We start from the raw sequence: 14,809 nt of genomic DNA, 5'->3' as shown, positions 1-14,809 counted from the left end.
GATGAAGATTCGCTCACAAATCGGCATGGTCCTGAACCTGGACAAATGCATCGGCTGCCACACTTGTTCGATTACCTGCAAGAACGTCTGGACCAGCCGCGAAGGCATGGAATACGCCTGGTTCAACAACGTCGAATCGAAACCCGGCATCGGTTACCCGAAAGAATGGGAAAACCAGGACAAGTGGAAGGGCGGCTGGATCCGCAATGCCAACGGCACGATCAACCCGCGCATCGGCGGTAAATTCCGGGTCTTGGCGAATATTTTCGCCAACCCGGACCTGCCGAGCCTCGACGATTACTACGAACCGTTCGACTTCGATTACCAGCACCTGCATACCGCGCCGCTGGGCGAGCATCAGCCCACTGCGCGCCCGCGTTCGCTGATCTCTGGCAAGCGCATGGAGAAAATCGAATGGGGCCCGAACTGGGAAGAAATCCTCGGCACCGAATTCGCCAAGCGCCGCAAGGACAAGAACTTCGACAAGATCCAGGCGGACATTTACGGCGAATACGAAAACACCTTCATGATGTATTTGCCGCGCCTGTGCGAGCACTGCCTCAACCCGGCGTGCGCAGCGTCGTGCCCGAGCGGGGCGATCTACAAGCGTGAAGAAGACGGCATTGTGCTGATCGACCAGGAAAAATGCCGTGGCTGGCGGATGTGCATCAGCGGCTGCCCGTACAAGAAGATCTATTTCAACTGGAAAAGCGGCAAGTCCGAGAAGTGCATCTTCTGCTACCCGCGTATCGAAGCCGGGATGCCGACTGTTTGCGCCGAAACCTGTGTCGGGCGTATCCGTTACCTCGGTGTGCTGCTGTATGACGCCGACCGCATCAGCGAAGTGGCGAGCACCGCCAATGAGCAAGACCTGTACGAGAAACAACTGGAGATCTTCCTCGATCCGAATGACCCGGCAGTGATTCGCCAGGCCCTGGCCGATGGCGTACCGCAGTCGGTGATTGATTCCGCCCAGCGTTCGCCGGTCTACAAAATGGCCGTGGACTGGAAACTCGCACTGCCGCTGCACCCGGAATACCGCACCTTGCCAATGGTCTGGTACGTGCCGCCGCTGTCGCCGATCCAGAACGCCGCCACTGCCGGCACCGTGGGCATGAACGGGGTGATCCCGGATGTCGACAGCCTGCGTATTCCACTGAAGTACCTGGCGAACCTGCTGACAGCGGGCGATGAAAAACCGGTCAAGCGCGCACTTAAACGCTTGCTGGCGATGCGCGCCTACAAACGTTCCGAGCAAGTCGATGGCGTTCAGGACCTGCAAGTGTTGAAGGACGTCGGCTTGAGCGTGGCCCAGGTCGAAGAGATGTATCGCTACCTGGCGATTGCCAACTATGAAGACCGCTTTGTGGTACCGAGTGCCCACCGTGAAGACGCCATGAGCGACGCCTTTGCCGAGCGCTCCGGTTGCGGCTTCAGTTTCGGCAGCGGTTGCAGCGGCAGCTCCGACACCAACATGTTCGGTGCGAAGAAAGCCAACCGCCGCGACGTCCTGAAAACCGTCCAGTTGTGGGAGGAATGAGCATGCAAATTCTCAAAGTGATTTCGCTGCTGCTCGACTATCCGACCGAGACGCTGATTGGCGGGCGCGACGAACTGGAGCAAACGATCATCCAGTCACGGGAAATCAGCCCTAAACAGCGCGGTGCGTTGTTCGAATTGCTGGAGTTGATCTGCGCCAATGACCTGATGGACGGGCAGGAGCACTACGGCGCGCTGTTCGGCCGGGGGCGTTCGCTGTCGTTGCTGTTGTTCGAGCATGTGCACGGCGAATCCCGCGATCGTGGCCAGGCCATGGTCGACATGATGGCGCAATACGAAGCCGCCGGTTTTGCCATCGGCGTCAAGGAGCTGCCGGACTATATCCCGCTGTACCTGGAGTTCCTGTCCACCCGCGAAGACCTCGAGGCCCGCGAGGGCCTGGCGGATGTTTCGCACTTGCTGGCCTTGCTCGCGGCGCGTCTGGAAGAGCGCGAAAGCGCCTATGCCAGTTGCTTCCGGGCGTTGCTGCAAATCGCCGGGGCCGAGCCGCATCAGGCGGTGGCCGACCTGCGGGCGCAGGTGGCGGCGGAACCGCGCGACGACTCCCTCGAAGCCCTCGACAAGATCTGGGAAGAGGAGGCCGTGGACTTTCTCCAGGCCGAACAGCAAGACCGTTGCAGTTCGTTGCCTGGCGCCCCGGGCAAGGCCCGGGAAGAAAGCGCCGTGCCGTTGCACTGGGTGGATTTTCAGCATGAAGGGTTGGCCACCGTGCCAGCCAAGGAGGTAGGCAATGTCTAAATGGAACCTGTTGTTGTTCGGGATCTATCCCTATGTCGCTTTGGCGATTTGCCTGATTGGCAGTTGGGCCCGTTTCGATCTGTCGCAGTACACCTGGAAGGCTGGCTCCAGCCAGATGCTCAACCAGCGCGGCATGCGCGTGGCGAGCAACCTCTTCCACATCGGTGTGCTGTTTGTACTGGCCGGGCATTTCGTCGGCCTGCTGACGCCTGCATCGGTTTATCACCATGTGATCAGCACCGAGAACAAGCAGTTGCTGGCGATGGTCTCCGGCGGGCTCTTCGGCCTGCTGTGCCTGATCGGCTTGCTGATGCTGGTCAATCGGCGGCTCACCGATCCTCGGGTACGTGCCGCCTCTAGCGCTTCGGACATTTTGATTCTGCTGGTGCTGCTGGTGCAGTTGCTGCTCGGTTTGCTGACGATTGCAGCGTCCACCGCGCACATGGACGGCTCGGTGATGGTGATGCTCGCCGACTGGGCGCAGAACACCGTGCTGTTGCGGCCGATGGAAGCGGCGGCGTCCATTGCGCCGGTCGGGCTGACCTACAAGCTGCATGTGTTTCTAGGCTTGACCCTGTTCGTGTTGTTCCCCTTCACCCGTCTCGTACACATCGTCAGTGCACCGATCTGGTACCTGGGGCGTCGTTATCAAATCGTTCGGCAGAAAGTCTGAGGAGAACATCATGTCAGGTGGATGTGGATGTGGCGGCGGTAACGGCGGCAGCGGTGGCTGCGGTTCTTCTAAAAATGCAGAGCTTTCGGTACCGGAAGTTGTCGACATCGCGCAGTTTGAAGCACTGCCGGTCGAGCCGGCGGCGGCCGAGGACGCCCCGGTGCAGTTGATCGCCAGCAGCGAACAGGAGTGGCCGATCATCAGCGTCAACGGGGTGTCGATCACGCCTGAGGCAATGGCCCAGGAGCTGCAATATCACCCGGCCGAAAGCCGTGAAGAGGCGGTCTATCTGGCCGCCAGGGCACTGGTGATCCGCGAATTGTTGCAGCAGCGCATTGCCGAACTCGGCCTGGCGCTGGAGATCGGCGCTGGTGAGAACGAAGAAGAAGCGGCCACGCGTTTGTTGCTCGAACGCGAGGTGCACGTGCCGCAGTGCGACGAGGAAACCAGTCTGCGCTACTACGAAAACAATCGCGGGCGCTTCCACAGCGCACCGTTATTGGCGGTGCGGCACATCCTGCTCGAATGCGCACCGGACGACGCCGAGGCCCGTGCGCTGGCGCATGTCCAGGCCGAAATCCTGTTGCAGCGGCTGGCGGATTTTCCCGGCAGTTTCGCCGAGCTGGCGGTGAAATATTCGGCCTGCCCGTCGAAGGCTCAAGGCGGTTCTCTGGGGCAGATCAGCAAGGGCCAGACCGTGCCCGAACTGGAACGTCAGCTGTTCACTCTGGCGCCGGGCCTGGCCAGCAAACCGCTGGAAAGTCGCTACGGCTGGCATGTGGTCAGTGTCGATCAGCGGATCGAAGGCATGCCGTTGCCCTATGAAGTGGTGTCGACGGCGATCCGCACGCAGTTGCAGCAAGGCGTCTGGCAAAAAGCGCTGGTGCAGTACCTGCAAACCCTGATCGGAGCGGCGGATATTCGTGGCATCCACTTGCAGGGCGCCGACTCACCGCTGGTGCAGTGAGCATCGAGACAAACCGGGAGATGTGATGAACGCTGTGATGCAGGATGGTTTTGGACGGCAGATCGATTATCTGCGGATGTCGGTGACGGACCGTTGTGATTTTCGTTGTGTGTATTGCATGGCGAAAAACATGACGTTCCTGACGCGTCAGCAGGTCCTGACGCTGGAGGAATTGCAGCGCCTGGCAACGTTGTTCGTCGGGTTGGGCGTCCGCAAAATCCGCCTCACCGGCGGTGAGCCGCTGATTCGTCCGGGCATTGTCGAACTGTGCCGCAACATCGCCGCATTGCCCGGTTTGCGCGAGCTGGTGATGACCAGCAACGGCTCGCAGCTGGGCCGTCTGGCCCGGCCGTTGGCGGAGGCAGGCGTCAAGCGGATGAACATCAGCCTCGATAGTCTGGACGGGCAGAAATTTCGCGCAATCACCCGCAACGGCGATCTCGATCAGGTGCTGGGTGGCATTGAAGCGGCGCGGGATGCGGGGTTCGAGCGGATCAAACTCAACTGCGTGGTGATGAAAGGGCGCAACTTCGATGAAGTTCCGGCGTTGGTGCAGTACGCCATCGATCAACGCATCGACATCAGTTTCATTGAGGAAATGCCCTTGGGTGATGTCGGGCGTTCCCGGGGCGAATCGTTTTGTTCCAGCGATGAGGTCCGGGCGCTGATCGCCAGTGGTCACCGGTTGCTCGACAGCACTGAAAACAGCGGCGGACCGGCGCGCTATGTGCGCCTGGAACGCCATCCCGAGACTCGGATCGGTTTCATCTCACCCAACAGTCACAATTTCTGTGGCACCTGCAACCGGGTGCGGATGACCGTTGAAGGGAAGCTGTTGCTCTGTCTTGGCCAGGAAGACGCGCTGGATTTGCGCGGATTGCTGCGGCGTTATCCGCTGGACGACCAGCCGCTGATCAATGCGGTGCAAAAGGCCTTGCGCGGCAAGCCATTGCGCCACGACTTCAACCCCGAAGGGGAGGTGCAGATTGTGCGGTTCATGAACATGAGTGGCGGTTGAGCAGGTCTGTAAAACACAACACTGTGGCTAGGGAGCTTGCTCCCTAGCCACAGTGTTCACACCGATTTTTCCTTCACCGCCTTCGGGCGGTTTTTTTCACCGGCAAATCTTGATGTCGATCAATTGCAGAACAGCACTTTGTCCGTAGTCTTCACTGCATGTTGTGTTTGATTGTGTCTGAACATCTATATGTAGTATCTGGAGGCCAAATGCAGAGCACGCTGATCTCAGTGGGATGTAACCGCTTGCACAAACGCGATGGCAGTCTGGTCGCCTTCGATGCGGACAAGATCCGCCAGGCATTGATCGCCGCCGGCAAGGCGACAGGGGAGTACACCGAGGTTGAGGTTGAGGGGTTGCTTCAGGCCGTGCTGGCCCGGCTGGAAGGTCTGCCAAGACTGCACGTCGAGCAGATCCAGGATCGTGTCGAACGGGTGTTGATGGACGCCGGTTTTTTCTTCGCCATGCGCGCCTACATCGTCTACCGCGAACAGCACGGACGTTTGCGCCGCGACCGCCGGACCATGGTCGAGGTGGCGACTTCGATGAACGAATACCTCGACCGTGAAGACTGGCGGGTCCAGGCCAACGCCAATCAGGGCTATTCCCTGGGCGGGCTGGTGTTGAACGTGTCGGGCAAGGTCACCGCCAACTACTGGCTGGACGAGGTGTACAGCGAAGCCATCGGCCAGGCCCACCGCGACGCGGATTTGCATGTGCACGACCTGGACATGCTCGCCGGTTACTGTGCCGGGTGGTCGCTGCGCACCCTGTTGCATGAAGGTCTTAACGGCGTGCCGGGGCGTGTCGAGGCCGGTCCGCCGAAGCACTTGAGCAGTGCCCTGGGGCAAATGGTGAATTTCCTCGGCACCCTGCAAAACGAATGGGCCGGCGCCCAGGCGTTCAGCTCGTTCGACACCTACCTGGCGCCGTACGTACGCAAGGACCAGCTGAGTTATCAGGAGGTGCGCCAGGCGATCCAGGAGTTCATCTACAACCTCAATGTGCCATCGCGCTGGGGCACCCAGACGCCGTTCACCAATCTGACCTTCGACTGGGTTTGCCCGCAGGATTTGCGTGAGCAGATACCCGTCATCGACGGTGAGGAGATGCCGTTTGCCTATGGTGATCTGCAAGTCGAAATGGACCTGCTCAACCGCGCGTACATCGAGGTGATGCAGGCTGGCGACGCGAAAGGGCGAGTGTTCACCTTTCCGATCCCGACCTACAACATCACCCATGACTTTCCATGGGACAGTGAGAACGCCGACCGTCTGTTCGAGATGACGGCGCGTTACGGTTTGCCGTACTTCCAGAACTTCCTCAATTCGGACATGCAGCCCAATCAGGTGCGTTCGATGTGCTGCCGGTTGCAGCTCGATGTGCGCGAGTTGCTCAAGCGCGGCGGTGGCTTGTTCGGTTCGGCGGAACAGACCGGATCGCTCGGCGTGGTGACCATCAACTGTGCACGCCTGGGCTATGTGTTCAAGGGCAACACCAGTGGCTTGTTGCGACGCCTGGACACGCTGATGGAGCTGGCAATGGAGAGCCTGGAGGTCAAGCGCAAGGTCATTCAGCACCACATGGATGCCGGTTTGTACCCTTACACCAAGCGCTACCTGGGCACCTTGCGTAACCATTTTTCCACCATCGGCCTCAACGGCCTGCATGAAATGCTGCGCAATTTCACCGGCGACGAGGAGGGCATGCACACCGAACATGGCCGACAGTTTGCCCTGAATCTGCTGGACCATGTACGTGCCACCTTGCTGCGTTTCCAGGAGGAAACCGGTCATCTCTACAACCTGGAAGCGACACCGGCAGAAGGCACCACCTACCGCTTCGCCAAGGAAGACCTCAAGCGCTATCCGGACATTCTCCAGGCGGGCAGTGCGCAGGCACCGTATTACACCAACTCCTCGCAACTGCCCGTGGGCTACACCGAAGACCCCTTCGAGGCCCTGGAACTTCAAGACGAACTGCAATGCAAATACACCGGCGGCACGGTCTTGCACCTGTACATGGCCGAGCGGATCTCCTCGACCCAGGCCTGCAAGCAACTGGTGCGCAAGGCCCTTGGACGTTTCCGCCTGCCGTACCTGACCGTGACCCCGACCTTCTCCATCTGCCCGGTGCATGGCTACCTCGATGGCGAACATGAGTTTTGCCCCAAATGTGACGAGGTCCTGCTGTTGCAAGAACAGAAGGCTGGCACCGTTCATTGATTTTGATCCACTCAACCGCAAGGAGCTTCACCATGACTGCATCGCAAACTCTGCCCCAGGCTCAACGCCAACGCTGCGAAATCTGGACCCGCGTGATGGGCTATCACCGTCCTGTGTCAGCGTTCAATCCAGGTAAACAGTCGGAGCACCGCGAGCGGGTGCACTTCACTGAAGGCGCAGCCCTGGCCGGGCGCCAATGAGTCGAATGCTTCGGGTCGGGGGCATGGTGCCCCTGACCACTATCGACTATCCGGGACAGCTCGCCTGCGTGCTGTTTTGCCAGGGTTGCGCCTGGCGTTGTCGTTACTGTCATAACCCGCAGCTGATTCCGCCTCGTGGCAGTGAGGAAGTGGAGTGGCGGCGGGTGTTGGCGTTTCTGCAACGTCGTCAGGACCTGCTCGATGCCGTGGTGTTCAGCGGTGGTGAGCCCACCTTGCAAGACGGCTTGCTCGGCGCCATGGATGAAGTGCGGGACATGGGCTTTCGCATCGGCTTGCACAGCGCTGGCATTAAACCTGCCGCCTTCGCCAAGGCTCTGACTGGCGCGGATTGGGTCGGTTTCGACGTCAAGGCGTTGCCCGAGGATTGCCTGGCCATCACCCGGGTCGAGGGCAGCGGAACGGCTAACTGGCGCAGCCTTGAGCATCTGCTGGCCAGTGGTGTGGACTACGAATGTCGCACCACCGTGCATTGGCATCTGTTCGAGCCGGCGCGTCTGCTGATCCTGGCAAAACACTTGAGCGCGCTCGGCGTCAAACGCTTCGCCGTGCAACTGGTCCGCACCGAGCGGATGTTCGATCCGCTATTGCCGAGCATTTCGACGCAAGCCTTGTTGCCAGAGTTGTGGGAGGCCATGCGCGAGTTGTTCCCAGCCTTCGTGCTACGGGGGTAACGGGGGCTGGGGAAACTCAAGCCCAGCCCCAGAACTGCAACCACCAGCCAAACCCGATCAGGCCGTTGGCGAGGAACAGGCAAACGCCACCCGACACACGCCGGATCAGGGAAACACCTTCGTGTCGCAACCGTTTCCAACCCAGTAGCAGGCTCCACCCCATGGCGGCCAATAACAGACAGGCCCTGGCGGGTTGTACCCACTCCAGCAGCAGACCTTCATAACGCAGTAATTTGACGGTGGTGGCCGACAGCCCGAGAAACAGCCCGGCGCCACCCACAGGCGTGAGTGTCAGCGCCAGAGGCCAATACAGTGCGCGATCTCGCGCCAGTCGGGCCGTCAGGCTTAGGAGCAGCATCAACGCCGTGCCGAGCATGATCGAACTCACACTCAAGTAAGCGACAATGCTGAAGCCGTCGAGCCAGCTGAAGCTGTCGTTGAGTTGCGGGTAATGGGTCAGCAACCACCAGGGGGCGTTGTCCTGCAATGCCCAGAGCTGGTTGTGTTCTACCAGCCACTGGGCCAGGTTTTGTTTGAGGGCGATAAACCATGGGCTGACTGTCCACTGAAACGCGCCCATGGCCAAGCCGATCACACCGAACAGCAGCAAGCGTGTATCCCAAGGGGACAGCGTCTGCGCGGTTGCGTGAAGAATCTCCTGATTGCTGGAGCGGGCGATCAGCTGCACGGCGCCGCGTTGCCCGCTGCAGCGTCCGCAGGCGTGGCAATCACTGGCGCCTTGCAGGCGGCGAATATCGAGCAGGGGAGCGCAGTTGGGGGGTGGCAGGCGTGGTGCGGCATTCTCTATCCAGCGTTGCTCATCGACCTGAAAGTGCACAGGGGCCAGCCGGGCGAGCAGGGAGAAAACGCCGCTGACCGGGCACAGGTAACGGCACCAGACCCGCTTGCCCCGGGCGAACAACAACCCGATGATGACCGCTGCGACGGTCGAACCACCCAGAATCAACAGTGCGGCCTGGGCGTAGTCATAGACGCTGATCAATTGGCCGTAGAGGGTCGTCAGGCAGAACGCCAATGTGGGCCAGCCGCCCCAACGCAACCAACGCGGCACACCCAGGCCTTTCCCGTAATGACTGGCCCATTCGCTGAGCGAACCTTCCGGGCACAGAACGCCACACCAGAGTCGACCGAAGCACACCATCGACAGCAACACGAACGGCCACCAGATTCCCCAGAATAAAAACTGCGCGAGCAAGGTCAGGTTGTCGAGTATCCGTGCTTGGCTGTCCGGCAGCGGCAACAGCGCCGGGGTCACCAACAGCACTGCGTAAAACAGTACGACAGCCCACTGCAGCACTCGGATGACGGACGCATGGCGACGCATCCCGTCACCCAGGCGCTGGAGCCATCGATTGTGCCGGCTCAGGTCAGGCATGGGACTTTCTCCGCAGCCCGTTGGCGTAGCCAGGCGCTGACGACCAGCCAGTAACCGACCCACACCAGTAAGGTCATGCCGCTGGGCGTTGCGCGATAACCGACAAAACTGGCCAGAAAGCCACCCAATCCATGGCTGTCGCTCAGCCAAGCGCTGCTGTCCCAAAGCGATTCGCCTACGAGGCTGTAAACCACGTCCGGCACATCCAGGGCGAGCAGTTGGCCGCCGATTCGCTCGGTGCCGCTGACCAGCAACCCCGCGCCGAGCATGAGCAAGATGACTTCGCTGATGGCAAAGAATCGTTGCCATGAAATGAAGCGGCGACTGCTGTGCAGCAGCGTAATGGTCAGCGCGGACAGCACCAGCCCCAACACGCCGCCGACGGCAAACAAACCGAGCTGCGGACCCCGCAATCGGGCGCCGGCGCCATAGAGAAATACCACCGTTTCGCTGCCTTCACGGCTGATCGCGAGCATGGCCAGCAGTAGTAGACCTGCGCCTCCTTGGCGGGCCAGGTGGCTATCGGCGTGCCGTCGCAAATCGTGGTTGAGGGTGCGCCCGTGACGGTGCATCCAGCCGACCATTTGCACCATTAACAGGCTGGCAAACAGTGCGAGTGCGGCCTGGAACCATTCACTGGCCGACCCGCTCATGGCCTCACCGGCAAACAGAATCAACACCGCCAGCAGGCCCGAGAGCATCAACCCCAGCATCACACCCGCCCACAGGTATTTGACCAAGCGATGACGCTGGCCTTGTTGGCTGGCCCAGGCCTGGAGAATGCCGATCACCAGCAACGCCTCGACGCTTTCGCGCCAGACGATGAACATTGATTGATTCATGGAAGCTCCGTGCGCTAACAGGTTATTTCGCGAGGATGCCGCCCTCGGGCAATTGCGGATTGAACTCATCGAAAAAGGGATAGTGGCCGGGCCTGAGCGGGTGAATGACGACGAAGGTTGTCACGCCCGGCGACAGTACTTTTTCAACCCGCAACGGCGTGCTCTCGAACTCCGCCGGCCCCTGACCGCTATTTTTCAGGACGATCTTGAAACGCTGTCCGGCCGGGACCTCAAGCAAGGCAGGGGAGAAGTGGCCATCGCGCAGGGTCAGCTCAAAGCTCGGCAACTCGGCATGGGCCGTCAACGGCGCAACTGTTCCGGCCACGATCAGCCAGGCAAGATGCAGGCGCTTCATTCAATAGCCGCCTTTTTTGCCGATGCCTGCGTAGATGAATTCGTAGTGCAGTTCGCAGCGTTCGAACCAGGGCGCTACACCGGTTTCCTTATCGGTATGACGCCCGAGGGAGCCGTGACCGGTGGGGGGGAGCACGGTGAACGTCAGCCGATATTTGCCCGGCCCCAGCAGCTTCACATTGTCGCCATAGTGCGGGCCGTCATTGGCGACCATGGCATGGAAGTCACCCTTGATTTCGTCCGGGTTACCCGCTCTGCTCAAGTTGAACGAGACATTGAGGTAAGGCACGAAACTGCCTTCCTGAAAGCCCTGTCGATTGTCCGCGGTGGCCCGAATGTCGGCTTCCAGGTGAACATCAGAATCGACAGTAGCGCGCATCATGCCAGCCGGGGCCATCTCGATCGGTTGCAGATACACTGCCCCGACTTCCAGTCCCTGACACAGCTGTGGTTCCCCGATCGGGTATTCCTTTGCGTGAGCCAGCGGTACGAGCAAGAGCAGGGCGAGTGAGAGGTGGGTACGCATAATGTCTTCCTGAGCACTGGCGAGTAGGAACCCGAGTCTAGGAAGCTTTGCTGCGAACAATAATGATTGTTATCAAGTTTTGATCAATTAAACCGTTAGAAGCTTAGCTCCAGGATCGCGATAGGGAGAGCAGTCGCTCGATGTCGATTCTTGATATCCATCAAGGATGGTTTTGCACAAAGGCCTTAGGTTGGAAGAACGTCTCTCAATGACCGGAGATCGAAATGGCCAAGAACTTCCCCATCAGCCCCAAGCACCCCGAACGGATCTGTTGGGGGTGCGACCGGTATTGTCCGGCCAAGTCCCTGGCATGCGGCAATGGCTCCGACCGTACGATGCATCCGGCGGAGATGTTCGGAGAAGATTGGTATTTGTCTGGAGACTGGGGCATCGAGCCCCTCATCGTCACGGACAAGACAGCGGATGATGGCGTCTAGTGCACGCCAAACCTCGCTGATTCTTAGAGGAAGGGAGATTGGCTGCGACGTAGTCAGACGATAAAAAAACAGGGAAATATCTGGATGCCTCTCCGGATATTTCCCTGTTGCTCAATGTGTGGAATTGCTATCGATAAACTTCTCGTAATACATCTGGAACTGCTCGATCTTCTGATCGTTGAACCAGGTTTTAATCGCGTCGACCATGGGCGGAGGACCGCACAGATAGATGTCGAATGGGTTGGCTTCGAACGACTGACGGTCGAAGTGGTCAGGAATCCACCCGGTTTTACCTTGCCAATCCACGGAGGGTTTTGAAACCACAAGGTGATAGTCGAAGTCGGCGATTCGTTCGCGATAATCGGCCAGGCGTTGAGTTTCGCACAGGTCATTGTCCTGGGTGACGCCATAGAACAGTTGGATCGGGTGCCCGCAGCCACCTTTTTCTGCAATGTTATCAAGCATCCCGAGGAAGGCCGACAGGCCGGTTCCTCCTGCCACCAGTACGAGAGGCTTGGTCACCTGACGTAGATAGAAGCTCCCCAATGGGGCCTCGAGCTCGAGTACTTGACCGGGGCGGCAATGCTCACGGATGAAGTTGCTCATCACGCCATCAGGCAGGAGCCTGATGAGAAACTGCAATTGGTTGGTGGGGTTGGGGCGGTTGGCGAATGAGTAGGAGCGCCACTCACTGGTGCCCGGTACATGCAGTCGAGCGTATTGCCCCGGAAGAAAGTCCAATTGCTGCTGGTGGGCGCAAGCGTCCAGATGAAGGATCGCCGTGGTGGCCGACACCTGTTCTACACCGGTGATCACCGTTTGCAGTAACCGGGTTGCGCCAGCGTTGCACAAGCTCGAATCGAAGTCGAAATAGAACGACGCATCCGATTGCACGCGGGTCTGGCAAGAGAGCATTTTGCGTTGCGCCAGATCCTGTTCGGAAAGGGCCTCTTCATCGACGTAGTCTTGGGTGAATTGGCCTGATTCGCAGCGACCCTGGCAAGTGCCACAGACACCTTCGCGACAGTCCAGCGGGATGTTCACGCCATTGCGTAGCGCGGCGTCGAGCAGCAGTTCGTTGGGCTTGACCTCGAAGAACGAGGTCTTGCCATCTGCGAAGCTGAAAGCGACTTTATGGTTCATGACAGCGTGCCCCACAGTTCACAGGTGATAGAAATCAAGTACTGAGTTGATCGTGTCGTTGAGCAGCACGATGTGCTTGCGGGTGATCTTCCAGCTGTCTGCGTCCGCTTTGAGGTGGTAGGTCACATGGCCGTAGAACTGCTCGGACAGCCCTTGCCGGGTGTAGAGCGTGACCCAGGCGGCCTTGACTTCAAGCAAGCCGTTATCGATCTCCTTGATTCGCACATTGCTGATTTGATGCAAGGTGCGCGGCATCGGGTTTGAAGCTGCCGACTTGCCTGTGCGCAGACGAAATACCCGGTCTTCCAGGCCGGAGCGGTTCGAGTAATAAATCAGCGACATGCCGCGCTTGGGATCGGTGGTGTACACATGCTCCGACTCCCATTGCGGCAGGTGGAACTCGCTCTGTTCATCAAACAGGGCGATGTAGGCGTCCCAATCCTGCTGATCACACAGCTCGGCTTTGCGGTAGAGGAATTGTTCGATGGAATGTTGTAGTGCGCTCATTTCACACCTCCTTCAACTTCAGGGCTTTTTGTGCCAGACCTTGCAGAAGGAAGCGCTGCCAGGATCCGTGCTGATTGATGTAGAGCCCCTCATGCGTGAACTCGGTGCCGGTCAGTACCGGATTGATGCCCAAAACCTCGCTGTTCGGGGTGGGGCCTTCGACCCATTTTTCACTGCCGCGGGATACTTCGTTCCAGCGCTCGAGGCGAGCCTGGAATCCGCGCTGGGCCTCGCGAAATTCCACCAGGTCGTCGGGAGTGCCCATGCCTGAAACGTTGAAGAAGTCCTCGAACTGGCGAATCCGGTTTTCCCGATCTGCGTCGGACTCACCCTTGACGCCGATGCACTGGCTGGTGATCTCGGTCTTGTTCCAGGCCACTGGGCGCACGATACGCAGCTGCGAGCTGATCTGATCCATGAAGAACAGGCTTGGGTAGATGTTGAGATTGCGTAGACGATGCATCATCCACTCGGCTTGTTGCTGGCCGTATTCCTTCACCAGACGCGGCATCACGCTGGCATAACCGGCGCGTACAGTCGGGTTGGGCATGTCGCTGAACAAGAGGCTGTGGCCATTCTTAAACGAGAACCAGCCGTCGTCGGTTTCGGCATCGCCGGCGCCCAACTTGCTGTAGTCCAGCGTGTCGGAGCCGCCGCCCTTGGCCGCATTGACTTGCTGGCGATGCTGCACCGTGGAGACGTAGTTGTAGTGCACGGTGCTGACGTGATAACCATCCAGGCCGTTTTCGTGCTGCAGTTTCCAGTTGCCGTCATAGCTATAGGTCGACTTGCCGGGCAGTACTTCCAGTTCGCCGGTCGGAGACTGCGCGACCATCATGTCGAAGAACACTTTGGCATCGCCGAGGTAGTCTTCCAGCGAGTCGCTGCCATTGACGTCCAGGCTGATAAAGACGAAGCCCTTGTAGCTCTCGATCCGGGCCTTCTTCAGGCCGCGTGTTGCTTTGTCGAAACCCTCCGGGTATTCACCTGGGGCCTTGACCTTGACCAGACGGCCGTCACTTTTGTAACACCAGGCGTGGAACGGACAGGTAAAGGTAGATTGGTTGCCTTTGCTGACGCGAGTCAGGGTCGCGCCCCGGTGCTGGCAAGCGTTGATCAGCGCGTGGAGTTGATTGCTCCCATCGCGGGTGATGATCATCGGCTGACGACCTGCACGCATCGTCAGGAAATCATTGGGATTGGCGATTTCACTCTCGTGGCAGGCGTAGATCCAGTTCTTCTCGAAGATCAGCTCCATCTCCAGGTCGAACAGTTCCGGCTCTGTGAACATGTCACGGGCGACACGGTAAATACCTTCGGCCGGCCGAAAATCCAGGCAACCCTGAATGTAATCTTGCCACTGCGCAATGCTTCTAGAGCTGTTCATCAGGTACACCCTTTTTGTAGTTTTAGGCACGACCTGATTGAAAGCCTTTCTGTGCGGTGCATCTATCCGGATTCGAGGCGATATCTATCCGTTTCTGAGGGGGGGCGCTTTCCGTGAGGGCTATCAGGCGCGGTTGCTTTATGC

General features: G+C 59.2%; 16 protein-coding genes. 9 read left to right on the top strand and 7 right to left on the bottom strand.

The features are described from left to right. Window position 1 precedes the first annotated feature (1 nt). The 8 genes from narH to JUI81_RS22910 all read left to right on the top strand — a co-directional run bounded on the left by narH (window position 2) and on the right by JUI81_RS22910 (window position 8,073). Entirely contained in the window at window positions 2-1,540 is a 1,539-nt protein-coding gene (gene narH, locus JUI81_RS22945; protein WP_018927811.1) for a nitrate reductase subunit beta, read from the top strand. 2 nt (window positions 1,541-1,542) lie between these two features. Continuing rightward, window positions 1,543-2,298, top strand: coding sequence for a nitrate reductase molybdenum cofactor assembly chaperone (gene narJ, locus JUI81_RS22940; RefSeq protein WP_028940868.1), 756 nt, complete (start codon window positions 1,543-1,545; stop codon window positions 2,296-2,298). Next, entirely contained in the window at window positions 2,291-2,971 is a 681-nt protein-coding gene (narI, locus tag JUI81_RS22935) for a respiratory nitrate reductase subunit gamma (RefSeq protein ID WP_018927813.1), read from the top strand. Before narJ ends, narI begins: the two co-directional genes overlap by 8 nt. 10 nt (window positions 2,972-2,981) lie before the next feature. Beyond that, the gene (locus JUI81_RS22930; protein ID WP_028940867.1) at window positions 2,982-3,938 is read left to right on the top strand and encodes a peptidylprolyl isomerase; all 957 of its coding nucleotides are present in this window, start codon (window positions 2,982-2,984) and stop codon (window positions 3,936-3,938) included. A gap of 25 nt (window positions 3,939-3,963) precedes the next feature. Continuing rightward, window positions 3,964-4,956, top strand: coding sequence for a GTP 3',8-cyclase MoaA (gene moaA, locus JUI81_RS22925; protein WP_204125092.1), 993 nt, complete (start codon window positions 3,964-3,966; stop codon window positions 4,954-4,956). 209 nt (window positions 4,957-5,165) lie between these two features. Then, a complete protein-coding gene (locus JUI81_RS22920) occupies window positions 5,166-7,181 on the top strand; it encodes a ribonucleoside triphosphate reductase (RefSeq protein ID WP_028940865.1) in 2,016 nt (671 codons plus the stop codon). 32 nt (window positions 7,182-7,213) lie between these two features. After that, window positions 7,214-7,381: an anaerobic ribonucleoside-triphosphate reductase gene (gene nrdD, locus JUI81_RS32010; RefSeq protein WP_028940864.1), complete on the top strand. Its 168-nt coding sequence runs from the start codon at window positions 7,214-7,216 to the stop codon at window positions 7,379-7,381. Beyond that, window positions 7,378-8,073 carry an anaerobic ribonucleoside-triphosphate reductase activating protein gene (locus JUI81_RS22910; RefSeq protein WP_204125091.1) on the top strand — a complete coding sequence of 232 codons (696 nt, stop codon included), beginning with the start codon at window positions 7,378-7,380 and terminating at the stop codon, window positions 8,071-8,073. Before nrdD ends, JUI81_RS22910 begins: the two co-directional genes overlap by 4 nt. A gap of 16 nt (window positions 8,074-8,089) precedes the next feature. Here the strand turns inward: JUI81_RS22910 and JUI81_RS22905 are convergent, their stop codons facing one another. Genes JUI81_RS22905 through JUI81_RS22890 form a run of 4 tightly spaced genes read right to left on the bottom strand, consistent with a single transcriptional unit; the run spans window position 8,090 to window position 11,191 of the window. Beyond that, the gene (locus JUI81_RS22905) at window positions 8,090-9,469 is read right to left on the bottom strand and encodes a 4Fe-4S binding protein (protein ID WP_204125090.1); all 1,380 of its coding nucleotides are present in this window, start codon (window positions 9,467-9,469) and stop codon (window positions 8,090-8,092) included. After that, window positions 9,457-10,311: an FTR1 family protein gene (locus JUI81_RS22900; protein WP_028940861.1), complete on the bottom strand. Its 855-nt coding sequence runs from the start codon at window positions 10,309-10,311 to the stop codon at window positions 9,457-9,459. Before JUI81_RS22900 ends, JUI81_RS22905 begins: the two co-directional genes overlap by 13 nt. 22 nt (window positions 10,312-10,333) lie before the next feature. Continuing rightward, window positions 10,334-10,666, bottom strand: a complete 333-nt coding sequence (locus tag JUI81_RS22895) for a cupredoxin domain-containing protein (protein WP_204125089.1) — start codon at window positions 10,664-10,666, stop codon at window positions 10,334-10,336. Then, on the bottom strand, window positions 10,667-11,191 hold the full coding sequence (locus JUI81_RS22890) for an iron transporter (RefSeq protein ID WP_018927822.1): 525 nt from the start codon (window positions 11,189-11,191) through the stop codon (window positions 10,667-10,669). Between the two features lie 224 nt (window positions 11,192-11,415). Here JUI81_RS22890 and JUI81_RS22885 point away from each other — a divergent pair, with 224 nt between their 5' ends. Next, on the top strand, window positions 11,416-11,628 hold the full coding sequence (locus tag JUI81_RS22885) for a DUF3079 domain-containing protein (RefSeq protein ID WP_204125088.1): 213 nt from the start codon (window positions 11,416-11,418) through the stop codon (window positions 11,626-11,628). A gap of 111 nt (window positions 11,629-11,739) precedes the next feature. Here the strand turns inward: JUI81_RS22885 and antC are convergent, their stop codons facing one another. Genes antC through antA form a run of 3 tightly spaced genes read right to left on the bottom strand, consistent with a single transcriptional unit; the run spans window position 11,740 to window position 14,665 of the window. After that, the gene (antC, locus tag JUI81_RS22880; RefSeq protein ID WP_028940859.1) at window positions 11,740-12,771 is read right to left on the bottom strand and encodes an anthranilate 1,2-dioxygenase electron transfer component AntC; all 1,032 of its coding nucleotides are present in this window, start codon (window positions 12,769-12,771) and stop codon (window positions 11,740-11,742) included. Window positions 12,772-12,789: 18 nt separating this feature from the next. After that, complete coding sequence (gene antB / locus JUI81_RS22875) at window positions 12,790-13,278, bottom strand: anthranilate 1,2-dioxygenase small subunit (RefSeq protein ID WP_064617270.1); 489 nt, start codon at window positions 13,276-13,278, stop codon at window positions 12,790-12,792. A 1-nt stretch (window position 13,279) separates the two neighbouring features. Further along, entirely contained in the window at window positions 13,280-14,665 is a 1,386-nt protein-coding gene (gene antA / locus JUI81_RS22870; RefSeq protein WP_018927826.1) for an anthranilate 1,2-dioxygenase large subunit, read from the bottom strand. Window positions 14,666-14,809 lie beyond the last annotated feature (144 nt).

It is taken from the genome of Pseudomonas sp. 008 (assembly GCF_016861935.1).
In the GTDB taxonomy this organism is placed as follows: domain Bacteria; phylum Pseudomonadota; class Gammaproteobacteria; order Pseudomonadales; family Pseudomonadaceae; genus Aquipseudomonas.
The sequence above is the reverse complement of the archived record's forward strand: the minus strand, read 5'-3'. Positions and strand labels throughout refer to the sequence as shown.

What these genes read in the sequence shown, in the direction of transcription:
- JUI81_RS22920 (WP_028940865.1), top strand. Translation starts at nt 5,166, where the DNA reads ATGCAGAGCACGCTGATCTCAGTGGGATGTAACCGCTTGCACAAACGC.
- JUI81_RS22900 (WP_028940861.1), bottom strand. Translation starts at nt 10,311, where the DNA reads ATGAATCAATCAATGTTCATCGTCTGGCGCGAAAGCGTCGAGGCGTTG.
- JUI81_RS22885 (WP_204125088.1), top strand. Translation starts at nt 11,416, where the DNA reads ATGGCCAAGAACTTCCCCATCAGCCCCAAGCACCCCGAACGGATCTGT.
- antA (WP_018927826.1), bottom strand. Translation starts at nt 14,665, where the DNA reads ATGAACAGCTCTAGAAGCATTGCGCAGTGGCAAGATTACATTCAGGGT.
- narI (WP_018927813.1), top strand. Translation starts at nt 2,291, where the DNA reads ATGTCTAAATGGAACCTGTTGTTGTTCGGGATCTATCCCTATGTCGCT.
- JUI81_RS22910 (WP_204125091.1), top strand. Translation starts at nt 7,378, where the DNA reads ATGAGTCGAATGCTTCGGGTCGGGGGCATGGTGCCCCTGACCACTATC.
- antC (WP_028940859.1), bottom strand. Translation starts at nt 12,771, where the DNA reads ATGAACCATAAAGTCGCTTTCAGCTTCGCAGATGGCAAGACCTCGTTC.
- narH (WP_018927811.1), top strand. Translation starts at nt 2, where the DNA reads ATGAAGATTCGCTCACAAATCGGCATGGTCCTGAACCTGGACAAATGC.
- nrdD (WP_028940864.1), top strand. Translation starts at nt 7,214, where the DNA reads ATGACTGCATCGCAAACTCTGCCCCAGGCTCAACGCCAACGCTGCGAA.
- JUI81_RS22905 (WP_204125090.1), bottom strand. Translation starts at nt 9,469, where the DNA reads ATGCCTGACCTGAGCCGGCACAATCGATGGCTCCAGCGCCTGGGTGAC.
- JUI81_RS22890 (WP_018927822.1), bottom strand. Translation starts at nt 11,191, where the DNA reads ATGCGTACCCACCTCTCACTCGCCCTGCTCTTGCTCGTACCGCTGGCT.
- moaA (WP_204125092.1), top strand. Translation starts at nt 3,964, where the DNA reads ATGAACGCTGTGATGCAGGATGGTTTTGGACGGCAGATCGATTATCTG.
- antB (WP_064617270.1), bottom strand. Translation starts at nt 13,278, where the DNA reads ATGAGCGCACTACAACATTCCATCGAACAATTCCTCTACCGCAAAGCC.
- JUI81_RS22930 (WP_028940867.1), top strand. Translation starts at nt 2,982, where the DNA reads ATGTCAGGTGGATGTGGATGTGGCGGCGGTAACGGCGGCAGCGGTGGC.
- JUI81_RS22895 (WP_204125089.1), bottom strand. Translation starts at nt 10,666, where the DNA reads ATGAAGCGCCTGCATCTTGCCTGGCTGATCGTGGCCGGAACAGTTGCG.
- narJ (WP_028940868.1), top strand. Translation starts at nt 1,543, where the DNA reads ATGCAAATTCTCAAAGTGATTTCGCTGCTGCTCGACTATCCGACCGAG.